The 21,368-nt window shown below is 39.3% G+C and carries 27 protein-coding genes; 3 read left to right on the top strand and 24 right to left on the bottom strand.

The genetic code is table 11. From position 1 onward, the window contains the following. Nucleotides 1-132 precede the first annotated feature (132 nt). From frr to rpsB, 4 genes are all read right to left on the bottom strand, one after another. Nucleotides 133-690 carry a ribosome recycling factor gene (frr, locus tag NE257_RS02885; RefSeq protein ID WP_007208618.1) on the bottom strand — a complete coding sequence of 186 codons (558 nt, stop codon included), beginning with the start codon at nucleotides 688-690 and terminating at the stop codon, nucleotides 133-135. A 2-nt stretch (nucleotides 691-692) separates the two neighbouring features. Beyond that, nucleotides 693-1,415: a UMP kinase gene (gene pyrH, locus NE257_RS02880; protein WP_251885747.1), complete on the bottom strand. Its 723-nt coding sequence runs from the start codon at nucleotides 1,413-1,415 to the stop codon at nucleotides 693-695. 147 nt (nucleotides 1,416-1,562) lie between these two features. Beyond that, nucleotides 1,563-2,444 carry a translation elongation factor Ts gene (tsf, locus tag NE257_RS02875; RefSeq protein ID WP_007208620.1) on the bottom strand — a complete coding sequence of 294 codons (882 nt, stop codon included), beginning with the start codon at nucleotides 2,442-2,444 and terminating at the stop codon, nucleotides 1,563-1,565. A 104-nt stretch (nucleotides 2,445-2,548) separates the two neighbouring features. Next, entirely contained in the window at nucleotides 2,549-3,337 is a 789-nt protein-coding gene (rpsB, locus tag NE257_RS02870; protein WP_040366793.1) for a 30S ribosomal protein S2, read from the bottom strand. A 249-nt stretch (nucleotides 3,338-3,586) separates the two neighbouring features. On the opposite strand from rpsB, the gene NE257_RS02865 reads away from it, so the two are divergent. Next, complete coding sequence (locus NE257_RS02865; protein ID WP_040366795.1) at nucleotides 3,587-4,054, top strand: arginine repressor; 468 nt, start codon at nucleotides 3,587-3,589, stop codon at nucleotides 4,052-4,054. A gap of 108 nt (nucleotides 4,055-4,162) precedes the next feature. Here the strand turns inward: NE257_RS02865 and argS are convergent, their stop codons facing one another. From argS to galE, 7 genes are all read right to left on the bottom strand, one after another. Further along, nucleotides 4,163-5,854 carry an arginine--tRNA ligase gene (gene argS / locus NE257_RS02860; RefSeq protein ID WP_007208623.1) on the bottom strand — a complete coding sequence of 564 codons (1,692 nt, stop codon included), beginning with the start codon at nucleotides 5,852-5,854 and terminating at the stop codon, nucleotides 4,163-4,165. Nucleotides 5,855-6,248: 394 nt separating this feature from the next. Continuing rightward, nucleotides 6,249-7,271: a tRNA (adenosine(37)-N6)-threonylcarbamoyltransferase complex transferase subunit TsaD gene (gene tsaD, locus NE257_RS02855; protein WP_007208624.1), complete on the bottom strand. Its 1,023-nt coding sequence runs from the start codon at nucleotides 7,269-7,271 to the stop codon at nucleotides 6,249-6,251. Next, a complete protein-coding gene (gene rimI, locus NE257_RS02850) occupies nucleotides 7,264-7,737 on the bottom strand; it encodes a ribosomal protein S18-alanine N-acetyltransferase (protein ID WP_007208625.1) in 474 nt (157 codons plus the stop codon). Before rimI (NE257_RS02850) ends, tsaD begins: the two co-directional genes overlap by 8 nt. Then, nucleotides 7,734-8,267, bottom strand: coding sequence for a ribosomal protein S18-alanine N-acetyltransferase (rimI, locus tag NE257_RS02845; protein ID WP_040366800.1), 534 nt, complete (start codon nucleotides 8,265-8,267; stop codon nucleotides 7,734-7,736). Before rimI (NE257_RS02845) ends, rimI (NE257_RS02850) begins: the two co-directional genes overlap by 4 nt. Continuing rightward, nucleotides 8,251-8,970, bottom strand: coding sequence for a tRNA (adenosine(37)-N6)-threonylcarbamoyltransferase complex dimerization subunit type 1 TsaB (gene tsaB / locus NE257_RS02840; protein WP_007208627.1), 720 nt, complete (start codon nucleotides 8,968-8,970; stop codon nucleotides 8,251-8,253). Before tsaB ends, rimI (NE257_RS02845) begins: the two co-directional genes overlap by 17 nt. A gap of 94 nt (nucleotides 8,971-9,064) precedes the next feature. Further along, a complete protein-coding gene (locus tag NE257_RS02835; protein ID WP_143139647.1) occupies nucleotides 9,065-10,249 on the bottom strand; it encodes a hypothetical protein in 1,185 nt (394 codons plus the stop codon). 1 nt (nucleotide 10,250) lies between these two features. Continuing rightward, complete coding sequence (galE, locus tag NE257_RS02830; protein ID WP_040366802.1) at nucleotides 10,251-11,240, bottom strand: UDP-glucose 4-epimerase GalE; 990 nt, start codon at nucleotides 11,238-11,240, stop codon at nucleotides 10,251-10,253. 168 nt (nucleotides 11,241-11,408) lie between these two features. On the opposite strand from galE, the gene NE257_RS02825 reads away from it, so the two are divergent. After that, nucleotides 11,409-11,576, top strand: coding sequence for a DUF3042 family protein (locus NE257_RS02825; protein WP_071859015.1), 168 nt, complete (start codon nucleotides 11,409-11,411; stop codon nucleotides 11,574-11,576). A 47-nt stretch (nucleotides 11,577-11,623) separates the two neighbouring features. On the opposite strand, the gene NE257_RS02820 is transcribed toward NE257_RS02825, so the two are convergent. The 6 genes from NE257_RS02820 to NE257_RS02795 form a co-directional block, all read right to left on the bottom strand. Next, nucleotides 11,624-12,070 carry an 8-oxo-dGTP diphosphatase gene (locus NE257_RS02820; RefSeq protein WP_412338722.1) on the bottom strand — a complete coding sequence of 149 codons (447 nt, stop codon included), beginning with the start codon at nucleotides 12,068-12,070 and terminating at the stop codon, nucleotides 11,624-11,626. A gap of 70 nt (nucleotides 12,071-12,140) precedes the next feature. Continuing rightward, complete coding sequence (locus tag NE257_RS02815; protein WP_007208632.1) at nucleotides 12,141-12,536, bottom strand: rhodanese-like domain-containing protein; 396 nt, start codon at nucleotides 12,534-12,536, stop codon at nucleotides 12,141-12,143. Nucleotides 12,537-12,550: 14 nt separating this feature from the next. Then, nucleotides 12,551-13,516, bottom strand: a complete 966-nt coding sequence (locus tag NE257_RS02810) for an ROK family glucokinase (protein ID WP_251885746.1) — start codon at nucleotides 13,514-13,516, stop codon at nucleotides 12,551-12,553. A 3-nt stretch (nucleotides 13,517-13,519) separates the two neighbouring features. Then, on the bottom strand, nucleotides 13,520-13,723 hold the full coding sequence (locus tag NE257_RS02805; protein WP_040366804.1) for a YqgQ family protein: 204 nt from the start codon (nucleotides 13,721-13,723) through the stop codon (nucleotides 13,520-13,522). Between the two features lie 26 nt (nucleotides 13,724-13,749). After that, complete coding sequence (locus NE257_RS02800) at nucleotides 13,750-14,430, bottom strand: rhomboid family intramembrane serine protease (RefSeq protein ID WP_007208635.1); 681 nt, start codon at nucleotides 14,428-14,430, stop codon at nucleotides 13,750-13,752. Next, nucleotides 14,427-14,993 (bottom strand): 5-formyltetrahydrofolate cyclo-ligase, encoded by a 567-nt coding sequence (locus NE257_RS02795; protein WP_040366807.1) that lies wholly within the window; start codon nucleotides 14,991-14,993, stop codon nucleotides 14,427-14,429. The genes NE257_RS02800 and NE257_RS02795 overlap by 4 nt, the downstream gene beginning before the upstream one ends. 194 nt (nucleotides 14,994-15,187) lie before the next feature. Here NE257_RS02795 and rpmG point away from each other — a divergent pair, with 194 nt between their 5' ends. Beyond that, nucleotides 15,188-15,337, top strand: a complete 150-nt coding sequence (gene rpmG, locus NE257_RS02790; RefSeq protein ID WP_040366810.1) for a 50S ribosomal protein L33 — start codon at nucleotides 15,188-15,190, stop codon at nucleotides 15,335-15,337. A 26-nt stretch (nucleotides 15,338-15,363) separates the two neighbouring features. Here rpmG and NE257_RS02785 read toward each other — a convergent pair whose 3' ends face one another. The 7 genes from NE257_RS02785 to NE257_RS02755 form a co-directional block, all read right to left on the bottom strand. Next, the gene (locus tag NE257_RS02785; RefSeq protein ID WP_251885745.1) at nucleotides 15,364-16,122 is read right to left on the bottom strand and encodes a DNA/RNA non-specific endonuclease; all 759 of its coding nucleotides are present in this window, start codon (nucleotides 16,120-16,122) and stop codon (nucleotides 15,364-15,366) included. Between the two features lie 131 nt (nucleotides 16,123-16,253). Beyond that, nucleotides 16,254-16,709: a hypothetical protein gene (locus tag NE257_RS02780; protein ID WP_007208639.1), complete on the bottom strand. Its 456-nt coding sequence runs from the start codon at nucleotides 16,707-16,709 to the stop codon at nucleotides 16,254-16,256. Nucleotides 16,710-16,806: 97 nt separating this feature from the next. Continuing rightward, entirely contained in the window at nucleotides 16,807-18,027 is a 1,221-nt protein-coding gene (locus tag NE257_RS02775) for a CCA tRNA nucleotidyltransferase (protein WP_251854329.1), read from the bottom strand. Continuing rightward, nucleotides 18,024-18,353 (bottom strand): nucleotide pyrophosphohydrolase, encoded by a 330-nt coding sequence (locus NE257_RS02770; RefSeq protein ID WP_040367366.1) that lies wholly within the window; start codon nucleotides 18,351-18,353, stop codon nucleotides 18,024-18,026. The genes NE257_RS02775 and NE257_RS02770 overlap by 4 nt, the downstream gene beginning before the upstream one ends. Nucleotides 18,354-18,403: 50 nt before the next feature. After that, nucleotides 18,404-18,940, bottom strand: coding sequence for a YpiB family protein (locus NE257_RS02765; RefSeq protein ID WP_007208642.1), 537 nt, complete (start codon nucleotides 18,938-18,940; stop codon nucleotides 18,404-18,406). A 10-nt stretch (nucleotides 18,941-18,950) separates the two neighbouring features. After that, nucleotides 18,951-20,210, bottom strand: coding sequence for a tetratricopeptide repeat protein (locus NE257_RS02760; protein WP_251851347.1), 1,260 nt, complete (start codon nucleotides 20,208-20,210; stop codon nucleotides 18,951-18,953). Next, the gene (locus tag NE257_RS02755; RefSeq protein ID WP_251885744.1) at nucleotides 20,197-21,252 is read right to left on the bottom strand and encodes a hypothetical protein; all 1,056 of its coding nucleotides are present in this window, start codon (nucleotides 21,250-21,252) and stop codon (nucleotides 20,197-20,199) included. The genes NE257_RS02760 and NE257_RS02755 overlap by 14 nt, the downstream gene beginning before the upstream one ends. Nucleotides 21,253-21,368: the final 116 nt, after the last annotated feature.

Genomic DNA, 21,368 nt, shown 5'->3' with positions numbered 1-21,368 from the left:
CATGATGACCAAATAAAAAACACCCGAACGAGAAATAGCAAGATGATCCAAAGGAATGTACCACTTTAAAATGGCACCTAGGCTATTTCGCTAAACGTTCGGATGCTCAATCGATTGCTAAAGGAAGTTAAATTATACTTCTAATAATTCTTCTTCTTTGCTTGCTGCGATTTTATCTAATTCTTTGATGCTTGCATCAGTTAGCTCTTGAATTGTTTTTTCTGATGTACGCAAATCATCTTCCGTGATGTCTCCGGCTTTTTGTTGCTTTTTGTATGAATCCATCCCATCACGGCGCGCATTACGAATAGCAATTTTTGCTGATTCTGTTTCTTTTTTCACTTCTTTGACTAATTCTTTTCGGCGTTCTTCCGTTAATTGAGGAATGACCAAACGAATCACGTTACCGTCACTTGTCGGATTGATACCGATATCAGAAGCTAAAATTGCTTTTTCAATATCTTTTAATGTTGACTTATCAAAAGGTGTAATCATTAAAATACGGGCTTCAGGAATTGTGATTGAAGCCAATTGGTTAATCGGTGTTGGCGCACCATAGTACACCACTGAAATGCGATCAAGTAAGCTTGCATTCGCTCTACCTGCTCGGATTTGTCCAAGTTCACGTTGTAGATTTTCAGCTGTTTTTTCCATTTTTGTTTTAATTTCATTTAAAATTGCATCTGCCATTACTATTTCCCCCTTACAGTTGTTCCAATATGTTCCCCTAAAATTGCACGACGAATATTGCCTGGTTCATTCAAATTGAATACCAATAACGGAATATCATTGTCCATACTTAGTGAGCTTGCAGTCGAGTCCATCACTTGTAGACCTTTGGCAATAACTTCTAAGTGAGTCAATTCTTCAAATTTTATTGCCGCTTTGTCAACTTTTGGATCGGCTGAGTAGACACCATCAACATTGTTTTTAGCCATTAAAATAACATCTGCATTAATCTCTGCAGCTCGTAGCGCAGCTGTAGTATCGGTAGAAAAATAAGGGTTACCTGTTCCACCGGCAAAAATTACTACCCGTGCTTTTTCAAGATGACGTTCAGCACGTCGGCGAATATAAGGCTCGGCAATTTGGCGCATTTCAATCGATGTTTGTACGCGTGTTGGTACACCTTCGTTTTCAAGCGTATCTTGCAAAGCCAGTGCATTCATAACAGTTGCTAACATGCCCATGTAATCGGCTTGAGCGCGTTCCATACCCATTTGAGCACCAATTTGACCACGCCAAATGTTGCCACCACCGACAACGATTGCCAATTCCACACCTAAATCATGAACTTCTTTTAATTCTTTGACAATCTCTTTGATAGTCGGTGGGTTAATACCAAATCCTTCTTCACCTGCTAATGCTTCACCACTTAATTTTAATACTACTCGATTATACTTTGGTTTTACCATGCCTAATTCCTCCGTCTTAATGCTATTTCTATTTTACCATATACTTTTTTTACACGTCTGATTTAATGAACGTTTTAGAAAAAATACTATTTTCTTAAAAAAAAGGGAGCGCATTTCCATGCGTTCCCTTCTGTTTTGAGAACAGAATTATTTTTTCACTTGGCTCATAACTTCTTCAACAAAGTTATCTTCGCGTTTTTCGATACCTTCGCCAACTTCAAAACGGATAAATGATTTTACTGTAGCATTTTTTGCTGCAAGATATTTTGCAACAGTCACGTCTGGATCTTTAACGAATGGTTGGTCTACTAATGAAATTTCAGCTTTGAATTTGTTTAGACGGCCGACAACCATTTTTTCAACGATATTCGCTGGTTTCCCTTCGTTTAACGCTTGTTCAGTTAAAACTTGTTTTTCATGATCAAGTTCTGCTTGAGGAATTTGTGCTTCGTTTACGTAGCGAGGGTTGATTGCAGCAACGTGCATGGCAACATCTTTCGCTAATGCTTCGTCAGTTGTTCCTTCAAGGACAGTTAATACAGCAATACGTCCGCCCATGTGTAGGTAACCACCAAATGCTGAATTGTCATCTTTTTCAACAACTTCAAAACGACGGAAGCTGATTTTTTCACCAATTACTTGTGTTGCTTCGATTAAATCAGATTCGATAGTTCCTTTAGCTGTTGGTAATTTCATAGCAGCTTCTAAGTCAGCTGGTTTGTGTTCTGCAACTAATTCTGCGATTTCTTTAACTAATTCTTGGAACTTTTCGTTTTTAGAAACAAAGTCTGTTTCAGAGTTAATTTCAACGATTGAAGCAACGTTGCCTTTTACTGCTACAGAAGCTAAACCTTCTGCTGCAATACGGTCGTTTTTCTTAGCAGCTTTCGCCATACCTTTTTCACGTAATAAATCAACTGCTTTTTCAATGCTTCCTTCTACTTCAACTAATGCGCGTTTGGCATCCATCATGCCGACACCAGTCATGTCACGTAATTCTTTTACTAATTTTGCTGTTACTTGAGCCATCTTTAGTTTTCCTCCTAAATGTCATTCGTTCTTTTTAAAAAGAGCTGTTTCAAAGGAGCAACAGGCTTACGCCTAGCCTTTGAAACAGCTCCAATGAATATGAATTATTCTGCTGATTCGTTATCGCCTTCAACTACGTCTACGATTTCTTCGATTGAAGTTGCTTCGCCTTCTGATTCAGCTACAAAGTCTTCTTCAACTACTTGATCTTCACCTTGGTTACCTTCGATAAATGCGTCAGCCATTTTAGCAGTGATTAATTTCACGGCGCGGATAGCATCGTCATTTGAAGGAATTACTACATCGATTTCATCAGGGTCACAGTTTGTATCAACCATAGCCACGATTGGAATGTTTAATTTTTGAGCTTCTTGAACTGCAATACGTTCTTTACGAGGGTCAACAATGTACATTACATCTGGAATACGAGGCATGTCAGCGATACCGCCTAAGAATTTTTCTAAACGTTCGCGTTCTTTTTTGATTCCTACAACTTCTTTCTTAGGTAGGACTTCAAAAGTACCGTCTTCTTCCATTTTGTTGATTTGTTTCAAACGAGACACACGTTTTTGGATTGTTTCCCAGTTTGTTAATGTTCCACCTAACCAACGGTGGTTAACATAGTATTGACCAGAACGAATTGCTTCGTCTTTGATTGCTTCTTGCGCTTGTTTTTTTGTTCCTACAAAAAGAGCGATTCCGCCGTCTTCAGCGACTGCTTTCATGTAGTCATAAGCTGCATCTACTAATTTCACTGTCTTTTGTAAGTCAATGATGTAGATACCGTTTCTTTCAGTAAAGATGTATTTCTTCATTTTTGGGTTCCAGCGACGAGTTTGGTGACCAAAGTGTACGCCGGCTTCTAGTAATTGTTTCATAGAAATTACTGCCATTTTTTGTTTCCTCCAATTGGTTTTTGTTTTCCTCTCTTCTCCCATGACTCCTCAAAGAACTGAATATCAGCACCACTTTTCGGACAGGATAAGATGTGGATTTGTGTGAATCTATCACACCTGATAAATTATACTTGAACAATCGACTAATTGCAAGCAATTCTTTTCTTTCTTTTTCTGTTCATTTCAATAAATTTTTGATATGATTTGATAGAATAAAAATGAATTTTTATGCAAAGGAGAACACATATGAGGAAATCCGAACGTCATCAAGTGATTAAACGAATTATTCAAGAAAAAACCGTTCGTACCCAAGAGGAATTATTAGCTGAATTGAAAGAGCTGAATATTACTGCGACCCAAGCGACCATTTCCCGAGACATTCGCGACTTAAAAATCGTTAAGAAGGCCGATAAGGATGGTCTTGTGCGTTTTGAATTGTTTACGGAAGTCTCTGCAACTGAGGAACAGACCGATCACCAAGAATTATTCCGACAAATGAACGAATTTGTGACGAAAGTAGATGTCGCACAATTTTTAACTGTGCTTCACACACTTCCTAATAATGCACAACTCTTGTCCGCAAGTCTCGATGATTACCCGCTTCCGGGCAAAGTTGCGACCATCGCTGGTTTTGACACCATTGTCATTATTACTAAGTCAAATGATGATGCACTAGCCGTCGCCGATTTCTTTAATCAACAAATCGCCTTGTAATCACTAAATAAGTCTAAGATAGAACCGCTAGAAGACAATAGACCCTACCATCCAAATGTTTGCGAAACACCTTCTGGATGGTAGGGTCTATTTGATTGTATCTCAGTCTTACATTTTTTCTGGTGCGTGTAGTCCCAATAAGCGTAAGTCTTCTTTTAATAGTATCGCTACTGCTTTTACTAATGCAAGGCGTGAGTCTTTTTCGCCGTCTTCAGCTAATACTTTCGTGTTTGCATAGTATTTATTGAATGCTTGCGATAATTTGATTGCATGTTTCGCGATGACAGATGGTTCATATTTATCTGCTGCAGCCTGAACAACATCAGGGTACGCTTGGATTAGCTTCACTACTTCCCAGCTAGCATCATCCGCTAGTGCATAGGTTGCATCAGGATTAAACGTAAATGCAGCTTTTGTCAAAATACTCATAGCTCTTGCATGGGTATATTGAACATATGGACCGGTCTCTCCTTCGAAACGAACGACTTCTTCTAATGTGAAATCAAAATTATTTAAGCGATCATTTTTTAAATCATGGAAAACCACGGCACCAATACCGACTTGTTTTGCCACTTCTTCTTTATTGGCTAACGAAGGATTTTTTTCAGCGATTTGCTGTTGCGCAGAGGCTACAGCTTCGTTTAATACTTCCTCTAATAAAACAATTTTCCCTTTACGAGTAGATAATTTTTTACCATCTTTCGTAATTAAACCAAATGGGACATGATACATATCGTCTGACCATTCGAAGCCCATTTCTTTTAGGACTGCTTTTAGTTGTTTAAAGTGATAAGTTTGCTCATTTCCAACAACATAAAGTGATTTTGCAAACTGATACGTCCGTTTGCGATACAATGCCGCTGCCATATCACGCGTAATATAAAGTGTCGCTCCGTCTGATTTACGAATAAGTGCAGGGTTTAAGTCGTATTGACTTAAGTCCACAATATCCGCACCTTGATCTTCTTGCAACAGGTGTTTTTCTTCTAACAATGTAACAATTTCATCCATTTTATCATTGTAGAAGGCTTCACCATTATAAGAATCGAACGAAACTTCAAGCATCGTATAGATTTTATTGAATTCTTTTAGTGATTCTTCACGGAACCATTTCCACAAATGAACGGCTTCTTCATCACTTTCTTCCAATTTTTTAAACCAAGCTCTTGCTTCATCTTCCAAGGCCTTATCTTCTTCGGCGCGCTCATGAAATTCCACATACAGACGTAGTAGTTCATTGATTGGTTGCGCTTTGACCGCTTCTTCAGAGCCCCATTTTTTATAAGCAACAATCAACTTACCAAACTGTGTCCCCCAGTCTCCTAAGTGATTGATCCGGATGGGTTGGTAACCAACTTTTTCTAAAATAAACCCTAAAGAATTGCCGATTACAGTCGAACGCAAGTGACCCATCGAGATAGGCTTGGCGATATTTGGTGAAGACATGTCAATCGGAACACTTTCATGATTTCCTATTGATGAGTCCCCATAATGACTGTCAGCAACTAATGCCTCATGCAAGATGGCTTGACTGATGGTTTTTTTAGACATAAAGAAGTTGATATAGGGTCCAACTGCTTCGACTTTCTCAACATATTCACTCGTTAATTGCTCAGCTAACTCGCCAGCGATGGCTTGTGGCGCTTTACGAAAGGCTTTTGCCAGTAAAAATGTCGGAAAGGCAACATCACCATGATCGACGGATTTGGGATTTTCTAATAGAGCTAGAATTTGATCATAAGATAGTTCATTTTTTAGCTGCTCATGTAATACTTCGGCAACGATTACTTTGTTATTCATTTTGTTCCTCCTTCAGATTTGTTCACAAAAAAAGCTCTAGCAATCATCCAATTGCTAGAGACGAGATTCCCGCGGTACCACTCTACTTGTCTGCTTAACAGACCTACTTTGCTCTAACGGCAGCTACCGTTGATTCTCTAAAGTGCGTTTTCATTCTCTTAGTATTCAGCTTGCACCGGCCTGAATTCGCTCTATGATTAGAATGTACTTCTCTTCGTCATTGAATCATTTATGAAACTGTTACGATTATACCAAAGGACGTATGATTTTGCTACCCTCAAAGTTTTGTGCGGAAATATTTTGGAGGCTAATGGTTTTACGATGAGTAGTTAATTTTTCCCTTTTGGATAACCGACACCTTTATACCAATGGAACCTTTCGTTCACTCAAAGTCTTACTTTTCATATCGCTCAAAAGCAAGACTTGGTTCAGCATTTAATGCTAAGTCCGCAAAGTGTCCTTTTTTTCGTTCAATAGAAGCTGCCGAACCAATCATTGCTGCATTGTCGCCACAAAGTTTTAACGGCGGGAAGATTAATTCGACATTTGGTAAGGTCGTTTTTATCGTTTCTGCTAATCGCTCTCTTAGTCCTTGATTGGCTGCGACACCGCCAGCAACAATTAACTGTTGCACCGGAAACTCTTGACACGCACGAATCGTCTTAGTAACTAATACATCGACCACACTCGCTTGAAAGCTGGCTGCCAAGTTCACTTGATCTAATTCTTCTTGACGCTGTTGCGCATTATGAACCAGATTAATAAAAGAACTCTTCAGTCCGCTAAAGCTAAAATCATACGTATCATCATTCAACATCGCACGCGGAAAATGATAGGTATCTTTTCCTTTGTGTGCGAGTTCGTCAATTTTTTTGCCACTAGGATAAGTTAGTCCGAGGACTCTTCCGACTTTATCGTATGCTTCGCCGGCTGCGTCATCTCTTGTTTCACCGATGATCTCATACACGCCTTCAGCAGGTAGATAGACCAATTCAGTATGTCCGCCACTGACAAGCAACGCCATCGCTGGATATGTCACCTCTGTAACAAAGCGAGCAGCGCAAATATGGCCTGCCATATGGTTCACACCAATCAAAGGTAGGTCATTAGCCCAAGCAAAGGCTTTGGCGGCTGTAATTCCTATTAATAGTGCGCCTACTAAGCCGGGGCCTTTTGTAACTGCAACGGCAGCCAACTCTTCTGGTGAAACATCGGCTTCCTCTAACGCATCCTGAATACAATAACCAATTTGCTCCACATGGTGTCTACTCGCTACTTCTGGCACTACTCCACCGAAGCGCTCATGGCTTTTAATTTGTGAGGCGATAATATTTGTAAGAATGGTCGAACCGTTTTTAACAATTGCCACACTAGTTTCATCGCAACTACTTTCAATTGCTAGAATTAATTCATCCATGGGTCTGTTCCTTCACTCTCTTTCGCAACAACCAAGCATCCTCTACTGGTTGTTCGTAATAATTTTTTCTAATGTGATAACGCTCGAACGAGAACTGCTCATATAATTTAAGGGCTCGCTGATTTGATGCTCTCACTTCTAGTAAGATTTGCTGCACCTTTTGCCTTTGAAGTTGATCCTCCATGCTTTGAAATAAACAAGTCGCTAAGCCTTTTTTGCGAAAATCAGGATGGATGGCAAGTAAAAATAACTCAAACTCATCAAACAGCTGATGGCCGTTGACTAGGCCGATAATGTTTCCGTCTTCTTCTAGCAAAAAATAGCGAGCAAATTGCGAGTGAAAATCACTTATAAAAGCTTGATAATTCCAAGAAACACCCTCAGTAAATGCCGTCTCGACTAGCTCCTCGAGCTGGCGTGCCAGAGCCTCTTGATCTGGGTAATCCGTCAAAGTTTTGATTTTCATAAGCGCTTAAGCATATCCACTCCATCTTCTGCTATTTCTTGATAATAATTTGGCTTAATCTTTTGCGCTTCGAAGCCTAGTCGACGATACAAGCGCTGTGCATCGAGATTACTCACCCGCACCTCTAAAGATACAGTATCACAACCACTTGCTTTGGCATGTCTGATTAATTCTTCCAAGAACCATTTGCCAATTCCTTGATTCTGATGATCTGGGTGCACTGCAATATTAGTAATGTGACCATCACCACCAAATAGCCGAATACCCGCAAAACCAACTAAATGATTTTCGCATTCACAAATTAAATACAAATGCGGTTGCTTGGAATAAAATTCAAGTAAAAAGGCACTCTTCGTCCAAGGTGTCTCACCTGCATAAACAATTTTTTCAAGCTGTAATAATTCCTTAATATCCGACACCATCACTTCCCTAAATTGATAGTGCGCTTGCTTCGTTTTTAGTTCATCTATGTATGGGATTGCTTGTTTGGGTAACAACTGTTTAAAAAAGGCTTTAAACTTTTTCCACATAGCTTTGTTTTTCCTCATTTTGATGATCGATTAACCATTTTTCCTCAGCTTCAACTCGTTTTAAATACTGTGGCACTACTGACAACGGATCAACAGTCACTTCGTTTTTTGCCAACTCGATCAAACGCACTGCTGTCGGGTAATTGGACAACTCATCCGTTGCAAAGATGGCTTTAGGTATGCTCGCTAAAATTTCTTGTTGAAATTTTTTTATATCCTGGCCGACAAAATGGACGTTGTCATAAGCCTTCACTAAATCAATCAGTTGGCTTAATGAGTAGTGTGCTTCGGTAATCACCGCCACTAATTGATCTTCTTGCCATTTATACGCCCCTGCATAGACATTTTGTCTCCGTGCATCAAAGAGCGGGACAATAATAGCATCTTGGACACGCACATTTGCTGCTAAGACTTTTAGACTAGAGATTGCCTTCAATGAGCAATTTAAGCTACTCGCAAGTATTTTCGCTGTCGTAACACCAATTCTTAATCCTGTATACGAACCAGGTCCAATTGCCACAAGGACTTCTTCGATTTGGTTGGGCTTCCAGCCTACACTTTTCACCAAATAATCAATACTAGGCATCAAAGAGACGCTATGATTTTTGTTGCCCATCGTTTGAATTTGACCTAAGATGACTTGTTCTTTTGCAACTGCTAATGCCATTGTCAGATTCGATGTATCAATTGCCAATTGTTTCATTCGTTTGTTCCACCTTCTTCAATTTCTTCCATATTCTACCACACAAAAAGAAAATAGCACAGAACCACTCCTAGAGTCGCCATGTGCTATTTTATTAAAACGTGTGAAACGTACCGTTCAACTGCTGTATGAATCGTTTGTGATCTGCGATTGAAGCATTTGGCATAACCAGTATTCCAAATGCACCCAATGCTTGTACTTCCGTCAATGTTTTTTCAGAGTGAAAGGCGACATACAACTCGTGACCAGAGTCACTTTTTCTTGCTAAGAGCAAGACATCTTTGGAAGCTGTTGCTAGATGAAGCGAATTGTTTGCATCACCGATTTGTTCCCCTTGTTGCAAGGCTTTAATCACGTACTCTGCAGTCTTTAACAAAGCGTGTTGGTTCGTTGCCTGTATACGCAAAACTGGCACTGGCCAATTCAAAGCCGTGACAGCCACCTCGGGAAAGAACGGTAACTTGCATTGAAATTTTGTAGAAGCTTGGTAAATCGGTAACGGATCACTTGCACCTCGGTATTGATCACCAACCCGCTCTTGATTGTTCCCATTGTTTGTCGCCACAAAATAATGTGGAAAAAGCTCCACCAACCGACCTAAATGACTTAACTTGGCGTGCAAGGATAACGACTGCTCTTTTTCAGCAATGACAGTAAATTCTTCAGCAAGTATCTCATCACTTAGATAGTGAAATCCATAAGACTCTCCTTGCAAATTCATCCGAATCATTCGGCGATTGGTATGAATCTCTTCTGTCGTCGCTCCACATGAGCCTTCCATATCAAATCGATAGTCTGCATCAAACGCTTTTTCCATAGCGCCATCTGGTACAATGCATGCTTTGAACTGAGCTTTATCAAATAGTGGTTCATCGATAAGCTCTCCTACTTTTTGAATCGTGCCAGTTATTTTATTTAGCTGATAAAAATAATCTGTCGCTTCTTTGGGACTTTTGGCATAGTATTTTGCAAACAATGCATTCACAACGGAAGTCGGTGGTGTAAGCAAATCTAGGAAATCGACTAACTTTTTTTTCCATTCCACTTCAGATACCTGATCTTGTTTGCTTTGTTGAAAGTAACATTCCGTCAACTGAGCAGCCAACTCTGGTGCCTCATTAGCATTGATTGCATGAACAGGTTGACTTAGTTCACCCGAATAACCACTCATAGTCTTTAGGCGATTGTATAAATAGAGACGATCCATCTCCATCCAACCACCTGTTTGAATGGCTATTGTTGTAAAATCGACAATGACTTGACCCATCTGATCTGTCATATTAGTTTTGGTAACCATTTGGATGTGTATGGTGCCAATTCCAAGCAGTCTCAATGATTTCTTCAATATCTGTTAGTTGAGGGTTCCATTTTAAGACACTTCTCGCCTTGTCAGCACTAGCGACCAAACGGCTTGGATCTCCTGCTCTTCGTGGCGCAATCGTAGCTGGGATTTCTTTGCCGGTCACTTTACGAGCCGCATCAAGCATTTCTTTCACTGAATATCCGGTATTTGATCCTAGATTAAAGGCAGCACTTGGATTACCCGCACTTAAGTAGTCTAATGCTAGCAAGTGAGCCGCAATCAAATCTTCGACATGCACGTAGTCACGGATACACGTACCATCTGGTGTGTCGTAATCATCACCAAAGATTTTTAATTCTTCACGTTGACCCAATGCCACTTGCAAAATAATTGGGACTAGATGTGTTTCAGGTGTATGGTCTTCACCGATTGATGCATCTTGTTTGGCCCCTGCGACATTGAAGTAACGCAAAGCAACATACTTCATGCCATATGCACCATCACACCATTTCATCATTTTTTCCATCATTAATTTGCTTTCGCCGTAGGGATTGGTTGGGTTTGTTGGGTTTGTTTCAGAGATAGGGACTACTTCAGGCTCGCCATATGTAGCTGCCGTTGAAGAAAATACGATTTTTTTCACATTGGACTCATGCATTACTTCTAGCAAAATCTCCATACCAGTAACATTATTGCTAAAGTATTTTAATGGTTTTTCTACTGATTCACCCACAAGTGAGCTTGCTGCAAAATGAAGAATTCCATCAATCGCCTCTTTTGAAAAAACGTCTTGCAAAAAGGCTTTGTCGCGAACATCTCCTTCATAAAATGTTGCCTTAGGATGAACGGCTTTCCGGTGTCCTGTTAAAAGATTGTCGACTACGACTACCTTCTCCCCTTTGGTAATCAATTGGTCTACTGCATGCGAGCCAATGTAGCCAGCTCCACCTAAAACTAAAATCGTCATTTTTTTCCCTCCTAAACATAGTTCACTAAATATCATAGCGCTTTGCGATTGATACATCAATTCTATTTTGCAAATTTTTTTAACATTTTCTTAGCCACGAATGGTTTTCACTTTGCAAAAAATCCCTTTTCATTCATAATAAAAAGTGAGAAAAGTGAGGTGGATGAGATGAAAAAATTTACATCAGGTTTTTTTGCCGGCACATTTGCAACAATCGCCGCAACAGTCGGTGTTGTTTCAGCAATTAAAAAAACAGTCATTGAACCAATCGAAAAGAAAGAAGCAATGATTGAAGCAAATCGTCGCAAAGCAAACCGTAAAAGTCGCGCTAGATAAACATATACTCGCTTCATTTGTGCACAGACACAAGTGAAGCGAGCTTTTTAATATAATTGAATGTTCCATCCATCGCCTTTTTTTTGATAAAAAAACTCAGAAAGAGTCTCTGAGCAAAAAACTTGATACATTTCTAGAAAATCAGGAGCAACTTGGTACTCCTGAATGCGATTTGGCTCTAGCCAAAATACCGGGCCCTCAATCGATTCAGTCAGTTCTCCCACAAATGAATTGGTCCGATAAAATAAAACCATATAGCGAACGCCAGCTGATGTTTTGAATTGTTTTATCCCACAAAGCTTAGGACAAGAAATTGTTAAGCCTGTCTCTTCATACACTTCTCTTACAACAGCATCATGAAATGACTCATCAGGTAAGACATGTCCGCCTGGAAATGTCAGTCCCGGCCAGTCTTTCTTTTTACGAAGTTGGACAACTACTTGTCCCTTTTGATTTTCAATCATGCACATATTGGTTAATTCGACCGTTTCCATCGTTCTTCTCCTTTTCATTGTAGTAAAAAAGCAGCCGAACACACTAGATGCATCTCAGACTGCTTTTTCATTAAGATTTTTGTTTTGTTTTCCCTGTCCAGCTATCATAACCATCTTTTAAGATATAGATATTTTGATAGCCTTTTTTTCGTAATTTATTCGCTGTACGGACACTTAATGCGCGCGTACCATCGTATAAATAAATTGGCATATCTTTTCGAATGGATGCATAAGATTGACTCAAGACCGTGTATGGAATATTTCTAGCCCCTAAAATATGTCCTGCTTGAAAGGCATCTTTTTCGCGGACATCGATGACTTGCGCTTTACGCATCCCCTCTTGAAATTCTTCTTGGGATAACATCGTAGCCGACCGTTTCCCTAAAATATAATAATACAACCAATTTAATCCCATCACTACTAAAATGGTCGCTAAAACAATACTTAATCCATTCAAAAAATTCATTTATCTGACTCCTTTTATTTTTCTACCTTCATTGCTAGTGAGGCTGCACCGATGACACCGGCATCATTGCCTAATTCGGCTAATTTAATTTTGGTTGATTCTCCAACTTGTGGAAAGACAAATTGTAAAAAGTTCTTCTCTACTCTGCTACGCAAAAATTCGCCCGCAGCCGATACGCCACCACCTAATACAATACTTGAAGGGTTTAACGTATTGCCAATGTTGCCTATCGCAAGACCAAGGTAATAACAGACTTTATCTACGACCATATTGGCAAACAGATCACCCGCTTCTGCTGCTACGAAGACATCTTTACTTGTGATCGACTCACCATTGTCCAATTGCTTCTTCAGTTCAGAATCCCCCGCGAATTCCTCTGAAAGATGGCGAGCAACACGGACAACACCTGTCGCACTAGACACAGTCTCTAGACAGCCTCTCTTGCCACATGTGCACTCAAAACCATCTGGATCAACGGTAATATGGCCAATCTCACCCGCAGCACCAGCGACTCCATGAAGCAATTGGCCGTTCATAATTACACCACCGCCAACACCAGTCCCTAAAGTAACGAAGACAACATCGGGATTATTTTCCCCAGCACCTTTCCATTGTTCGCCTAAAGCAGCGACATTGGCATCATTATCGATTGCAAATGGGATACCTGTTTTTGACTCAATTGCTTCTTTAATTGCTTGTGTCGTTTTCCAATTTAAATTGTAAGCACCAATCACTGTTCCTAAATGGCGATCAACACTACCTGGCGTTCCCATGCCAATGCCCAAAAAGTCATCTTTTGTAAGACCATATAGTTCCATATGATGATTGATTGATGCAATAATATCTGGCACAATATGCGTTCCATCATCCAAAATATTGGTAGGAATACTCCATTTTTGTTGAACGTCTCCTTGCGCTGTCAAGATTGCAAATTTTACTGTCGTACCACCTAAGTCAATGCCAATAATTTTTTTATCCATCTACTATTCTCCTCGGCTTTCTTCAATATGATGTTCCCGCTTTAGAATGCGCCATGCTGTTAAGTAAGTGTCCTTATCAATTAAACGACGCTCATAAATATTTTTTACCTCAAGCATCATTAACTCAATATCATAAATTCGTTTGCCAACATAGACGATTATTCCAAACTGTTTTAAAAGTTGCTGCACATCATATAACGTTTTCATCATGTACTCCTTGAATATTATACTCGTTATCCATATTTTTTTAAACCATACATTACACATAATATCACAAAAAATACCAAAATGAGGAGCGACAAAATACGGATATGAATCGAATATTTTTTTGCTGGTTTTGGTAAGCCAATGATATTACCAATCAATACACCACCAATCAAGCCACCGACATGGCCCCAGATGTCAATCAACTGGTCAAACATACCGAAAACAAAACTCAAAATCAAAAATAACGTAAACTGTTTGACCATCCCTTCGATAGCCGGATTGTGGCGCAAATGAAATCCTAAAATTATAAATGACCCAAACAATCCAAACAAGGCCGTACTTGACCCCGCTGAAATAATCCCCGCCGTATTAAAGGCAAAACTCATCAAATTTCCCATTATTCCTGTCACTAAGTAGATGATAAAAAAGCGGGTATGGCCATAAATGGCTTCAATCTGCTCACCCATGTAGTACAATACCACAGAATTAACGGCAAAATGCATTAAGCCAAAATGGAAAAAGATTGGTGTCAAAAAACGCCAATACTGATGTAAAAAGGCAATGGCTGGTCCATATAAAACGCCATTACTTTCTAAAGGGATACTGGGCAAGAAGTACCCAATTAAAAATACCAACGTCTGAATTCCTAAAAATAGCCAAGTAAAAAAAGGCTGACCTCTAAACTGCCGTAAACGATACTCGTTCATCGCTGTTCCTCCCGATTCACTGTTATTATTTTTTGAATAAGCTGATCATGTTCGTCACTAAGCCAGTCGTCCTCTGCTCCAAGCTGGAATGGAAAGGCTAGACTAACTGTTGCTCCACGATAATCCTCAAGATAGCAATCATAGAATCCACCACCATAGCCAATACGCTTACCATCTAATGTGAAACAGACACCAGGGACGACCATTAAATCAATGGCTTCTTTTTCAATTACTTGCTCAGAATCCGGTTCTTCGACTCCGAATGCGGTCAGTGTGAAAAGAGTCGTTGGCAATACACGGACAAACCTCATCTGTCTTGCTTTCCCAGTCTGAGGCAAAACGACTACTTTGCCTTCACGCCATGCTGCAGCAAGTAGACTTTTCGTATTGCATTCATGTGCCATCGATTGATAGAGCGCTATCACTTGTGCATGCTGCCAGCGTTCACTTGTCAGCAATTGATTGATCAGCTGTGCTTCTAACAGTTCTTTTTCTTTCGTCTGATTAGAAAAATGTTTCAGTGCTTGCAATTTTTCTTTTCGTAATTCTTTTTTTGATGTCACACGTTCCACCTCACTTGATTGTTATTCTACCATGTTTGTAAGTAGAAAACGCAAATAGTTTTGTTTTTTCGTCGTCAAGTAAAACTACTTAACAAATTTCGTCAAAAGACTAGCAATCTGCATTAAATCATGCTATGATATTTAAGTCTGAGAGATATCTTAGTTATATTTATTGCTAAGGGAGGGAAATGAACATGCGCGTAAACATTACATTAGAATGTACTTCTTGTAAAGAACGTAATTACTTAACAAGCAAAAACAAACGTAACAACCCTGATCGTTTGGAAAAAGAAAAATATTGTCCACGTGAACGCAAAGTTACTTTGCACCGCGAAACAAAATAATAAAAAAGCCATCGGTGATGGCTTTTTTATTTTGTCTTCGTTGAGTAACCTGTTTGATAATCAATCGTGTAGCCCGGCTGAATATTATAAATAAATACATTCAACTCAATGTCATCATCTTCAATACTCTTCGCTTCCATCTCAACACCGCGAGCAACCAACTCATCACCTTTAAAGTATGGTGTCACACGGTAACGCACGTGATTGCCCGTTTTTCTCAAATACTGCGCAATGGCATTTTCATAGTTGGTCATTTGATCCTGATTGAGCGCTTTTGTTCCAGTAAATAAATTACGGGCATTGGTATTCTCCCCTGTAAATTGAAAGCCAATCAAATGCGAACGATTGTAAAGCATTTGTTGATTACTAATTTTTTTTTGCTTCCAGCCCGTGGGATAGATGGATGAAATGGACTCTCTTTCCTTGGTAGGCATCATACTTTTATGCAAGAGTGCATTGGCTACCCCTACTCGGTTGAGTTGATCTAAATCTGAAAAGGTTTGCCATCCTTTTTTCTCGACTGATAAATCAGCTTGGTCAAAATACGGTTGGTTGTTATTGAGCTTTACAACTTGATTGGTCCCATCGTAGTCAGGTAATTGTACAAGATGGTCATAGTTTTTCGCTAGCTTTTCGCCAGAAAGGACTTGATCCGCAACTTGGATAGCATCATCGATCGACCAATTATCATAAGCAATTTTTCCTGAACTAATGAAAAATAGGAGAAGTCCAATTGCGACATATATCCCTTTTTTCAAGTTTGACTTTGCTTGTTTCTGATTCATTTCTTAACACCTTATTCTCCAGTTAGCGACAAAAAAATCCGAAAAAGAGAACGATGACTTCTGAAGTACTGAAGTCATCGCCTATCAATCGGATTTTGGATGCCATTCGGTTTGTAACAGTCTAACTTTACTTATTTGATTTCGTCAGCATAAAAATCTTCTACTGTCTTTTCAGGATCGATGACAATGTATAGATTTTTAGTTGATTCACTTACTTTTGTAGATTGGTACTCATTGTCTAATCCATCGCCGTCTGTATCTTTGTATGGGAAATAGATCAAGTCAGGTGTGCCTGCTTTATACAAAATTTCCATGCGTTCAATGTCTTGGTATTTAAGTGCTCGTGCAAACATTCCTAATTCTAGTCCACCTAAATTAATATCATGTGTTGCTACATGGTCGCCCTCAGTGAAAATTTCAATTTTGAAACCAGCACAAGGATGAATTTCAACGAATTCGCCGCCGTTGATGCGACCAAAGCTAGAAGTAATTTGTTTAATCCATAGGTCACCGATGAATCGACGCTCTACAGTCCATGTTTCTCCATTACGGAAAAGAAATTTCAATGCTTTCATTTCTCTTGACATTTAAAACACTCCTTACCATTTACTTTTTACACATTTAGTTTAGCACACTCCGGAGCATGTTGCATGTGAAAACGAAGCGTTTTACTAAAAAATTTGCTCACTTTTCACAGATTCCCGCTAAATAGTTCTCAGCCGCTTGTAATAGTTCCACTTTTTGATTCGCCACGGCTCCTTCGACAACTTGTTTTTCCAAAAAATGTAAGGTATCACTTAGCCATTTTCCCGGTTTCTTTTGAAACGTATGTTGCAAGTCATGACCGTTTACTTGTAAGTCTTTTAAAGATTCAATTGGCAATAGTTGGACAAGCTCCTCGATGGCTACAAAGGATTGCTCAAGATTGTAATAAGCTAGTAGCGATTCAACTCGCAATACTACCTCCGCGCCCAAAGTATAGACCATCCAGCGATTCCAAGGAAAGTGTTTGCGAAATTGCAAGCCTTGATATGTTTTTTGAATTTGCTTAATGGTGTCATTAGACAGCTTCCATTCTTTAAAAAATGCCACAAACTGTCTTTCGGGTACATCTAAACAATCCATCAGCAACGTCCAGGCAGCCTCAACCTCAGTCAGTTGCTTTTCAGGTAACTCAATAAATTTTTGAAGTCCTTCAATCTGCTGTTCAAACTGTGGACAATACAAAAAGCAATTGGTTGCTAGAAAAAGGCGTAAAGCTCTATTTCTTGCTCTACCTAATACTAATTTCTCCCACTCAATACGAATACGTTCGATGGAAATAAAAGATAACAGTTGACTATGTTTTTCAATCGCTGCTAGCGTATCGGGTGCCATCGTAAAGTCTAACTGACTAATAAAACGCAAGCCTCTCATCATGCGCAACGCATCCTCATGAAATCGCTCATTGGCATCGCCCACTGCCCGGACAACTTTTTGATTAATATCGCTTAGCCCGTTAAATAAATCAATAATAGTGCCATTTTCCGCTAAAGCTAATGCGTTCATCGTGAAATCACGTCTTTTTAAATCCTCAGCAAGTGAGCGAACAAAAGTAACTTGATCAGGCCGACGAAAATCTTGGTAGGTCGACTCTGTACGAAACGTCGTCACTTCATATTGCTCCTCATGCCAAAGTACCAACACCGTCCCATGCTCAATGCCAATATCAATCGTGCGACTAAAAAGCTCTTTGATTTCACTAGGGTACGCACTTGTAGCAATGTCTACATCGTGAATCGATTGATGCAATAAGACATCTCGTACACAGCCACCCACAAAATAAGCTTCGAAACCAGCTGCTTGTATTTTTTGCAAGACCGGTTGTGCGTTGATAAATTCACTTGGTAAATGTAATTCCGTCATTTTTCTTTTTTCTCTCCTACTCGGCCATCGACACGCTCAAAGCGAAATTGATCTCTTTTTTGGAATTTGTCCATATTTTTTTCAAATGCCTCAGTCAGATCAATGTCCAAAGAATTGGCCATCATTAATAAGACAATTAAGACATCACCCATTTCTTCAGGAATAGCTTTCGCTGGCTCAGTCGCCTTTTTTTGCTTCTCCCCATAGTGATGATTAATTTCTCTAGCAAGCTCCCCCATCTCTTCTGTTAGGCGCGCCATTTGCGCTAAAGGGCCAAAATAGCCGGTTTTAAATTGACGGATATAGTCATCAACTGTTGTTTGCATCTCAGAAAGTGTTATTTTTGATTCCAAGTATTTCACCTCTTTGCTTTATTTCATTTTTTATCCAATTCAAGCAATTGTTTTGAAAAATCATCAAATGATTCACGGTTGTTTGCATCAAGTGCCGCATTAATTTTTTCGATTAGATGATGGCGTTCACTGGCTTTTTCTTGGTTTTCTATGAATAAGTCGACTTCCTCACACGTACCTTCTGTCAAATTATCATTCCAACGACGATAAGGATTATCCTCCAATACTGCTAGGTATTCAGGAAGTTCCCAAGATTTCGGTAGTGGGCATTCCAAAAAAAGAGGTTGTTTCCAATTAAAGCGAACTTCATGGAAAATTTGATCTGGATCATGAAACAGATGGCCATTCAAATAAAGAGTCAAAGCGTCTTCAGATGATTGGTTGGGCATAAGGACTAAGCCACGAGTTGTTGCATCGGCATGCTCCACAATTTTGATATTCGCTAAAATATTGTCGTGATGCAACAAATAGTCTAAAATCCACAAGATTTCACGTCGCTGGAAAGGACCATATGCTAACAACCATTTCAGCCACTGTTTTTTCTCATTTAAATCAACCATTTCTATTCACCTATCTTTCAGATAAATCATCTAGTATCGACTGAATCTCTAAATCACCCGGTTCATGGGCTAGATAATGAGTAAGCAGACCTTTTGCCTCATCTAGGCGGCCTTCTTCTCTTAAGAACAGCCCATATTCCTTCATAAAATCAATTTCATGATGCAAATGATCATTTGCTAGGGCATAGTACTTAGCTGCATCGCCAAATTCTTCTAGCTCATTGTAGGCCTTCGCACGATTCCAAAGAGCAAATGGCTGATCTTGATTTTCCATTTGATCAATGGCTGCGAGTGCTTCTTCATAAAACCCTTCTTCAACGTAAAGATTGCTAAGTAAAAGTAACGTATCATCTGTCCGTTCACCTATTTCAAGCGCATCGGTCAAAAATGTCTCAGCTTTTTTTGTATCGTGTAAACGATAGGCATTTTCAGAAGCAAAATAATACAATTCGACTTGATAAGGATTCTCATGAATACCTTCTTCAATCACGAGTTGGGCCTCGTCAATCTGCTCTTCCTCTTGCAATACTTGCGCCAATTGTAAATAGACGGCTTGGTATTGGGGATTTAAGGTACGTAATTTTTGTAAATAATAGATAGCTTGCTCATTTTCCTTTAGCTGGAGGAGTACGAGAGCGATATGAAATAGTCGTTCATCCGTTTCTTTCACTGTCACTGCTTGCTCTAGAAAGGGAACTGCCGCTTCAAATTCTCCTAGCATGCTTAAACTATAGCCAATTTTTTCATCCAAGAGATCTTCAGATAAATTCGGATTGGTATTTTTTTCTTTGACTTGTTCAAATTCATTTAAAGCTTGTTGGTATTGATCCGTAGACAAATACAATTCACCTAAAGCATAGGCAATTAAGACTTCATTTGGCGCGATTGTCTGTGCTTCCTTTAGTTTCGCTTCACTTACTTCAGGAATAGATAGTAGTTGATACAAATCGGCTGTGACCAATAAAGCATCCAAGTAATTTTCACTTGTTTTTGGTATTTTTTCTAGTTCTTCAAAGGCTAGTTCAATCTCATCATTTTCAATGGCAATTTCTGCTAAAGGCAAAAAATACCCGTCATTTTCAGGATGACTTTTAGCTAAATGAGTAAAGACTTCCTTACTTTCCTCCAAAAAGCCTAATTGCTGCAAGTCTTCCCCTAGTTCTGCCAAACTCGCTTCGGAATCTGACCGCAATGCTTTTTGCAAGGCAACTTGCGCGCTTGCCAAATCATCCTTTTCGATGGCACTTAATACTTTTTCACTTTCTGTCACTCGATGGTTCCTCCTCTATTACATGCTGGTAAAGTTGATACACATCAATAAATTGTTCTTCATTGGGTGCAATGAGCTGATAATTCTTGGTAAAAAAATCCACCTGCACAAGGCGGGGTGTATTTTTGCTTTCCTGGGCTGCTTTGACTAAAAAATCTGAAACGACAAATGAATCAGGCACGTTTATCGGAAAGCCTAATGTCCTCATCCAACCTAAAACATCTTTACATAATTCCGATTTTTCGATTGTGACACAATTCCAGATAAAATGAAAGAGAAACCCTAAATAATGTTTCATTTCAGCTGAAAGAACATGGCTGTTTTCTGTTTCGTACAGTATTTCTTCAAACCAACTCCCATATTGTGTCAATGGGTAAGTATTGGTTGCATAAGATTGAGTAATAAATTCTATGTAGTTCATATACGACTCTTTTACTAGTCGCTCTTTGTTCGGATAGCGCTCCTGTAACTGGGTGTAAACTGTATCATCCGTTAGTGCGATTCGTAAGAGTACGAGAAAATCTGACAGCCTCTCTCCCAATGATACGGCATCTTTTGGTAAGAATACATAACTAGCTTGCGGTAAATTTTCCCAAATTAGACTTTTCAAAAATGGTGGTTGGATTAAAAATCGTTCTTTTGTTAACGCAACTGAAAAGGACTGAAGCGACAAACAAATCGCCAAAAATTCCGAAGAGAGCGGACTAAATTGATGAAAAAAACTAGTCAGTTGAATCGCACCTTTGTTTCCAAATGAAACAAACACATAGGACTCAGATCGATTAAATTTTGCCAAAAATTTTAAGCCTTCAAGCATCTCATTGACCGTGTGACAATTTCGTTGATTTGATAAAATATACCAATCCATGTCAGTATGCTCAAAAAAGGTCGTCGCTTGATTGGCAAATGATTCATAGTATTGTTGGTTGGCAAAGAAGATAAGGTGTTTCCCCTTAAACTGCGTCGGTGTAAATGTTTGAAAGAACGTCTGTCCGTAATGAATCGTCGACTCGAAAGATCCTACAACAAACTGTGTGTCCATCTCCTCACCCCTTTAGCATCAGTATACCATGTTCGCTGCCAAAAACCTTTAAGAATCAAGCATAGTCATTTTGACATCAAAAAAAGCCAAGCGATGATGCACAATCGTCACTTGGC

The sequence above is a fragment of the Enterococcus italicus genome (assembly GCF_023743875.1).
Lineage (GTDB): Bacteria > Bacillota > Bacilli > Lactobacillales > Enterococcaceae > Enterococcus_G > Enterococcus_G italicus.
This window is presented reverse-complemented; position numbering and strand designations above follow the sequence as displayed.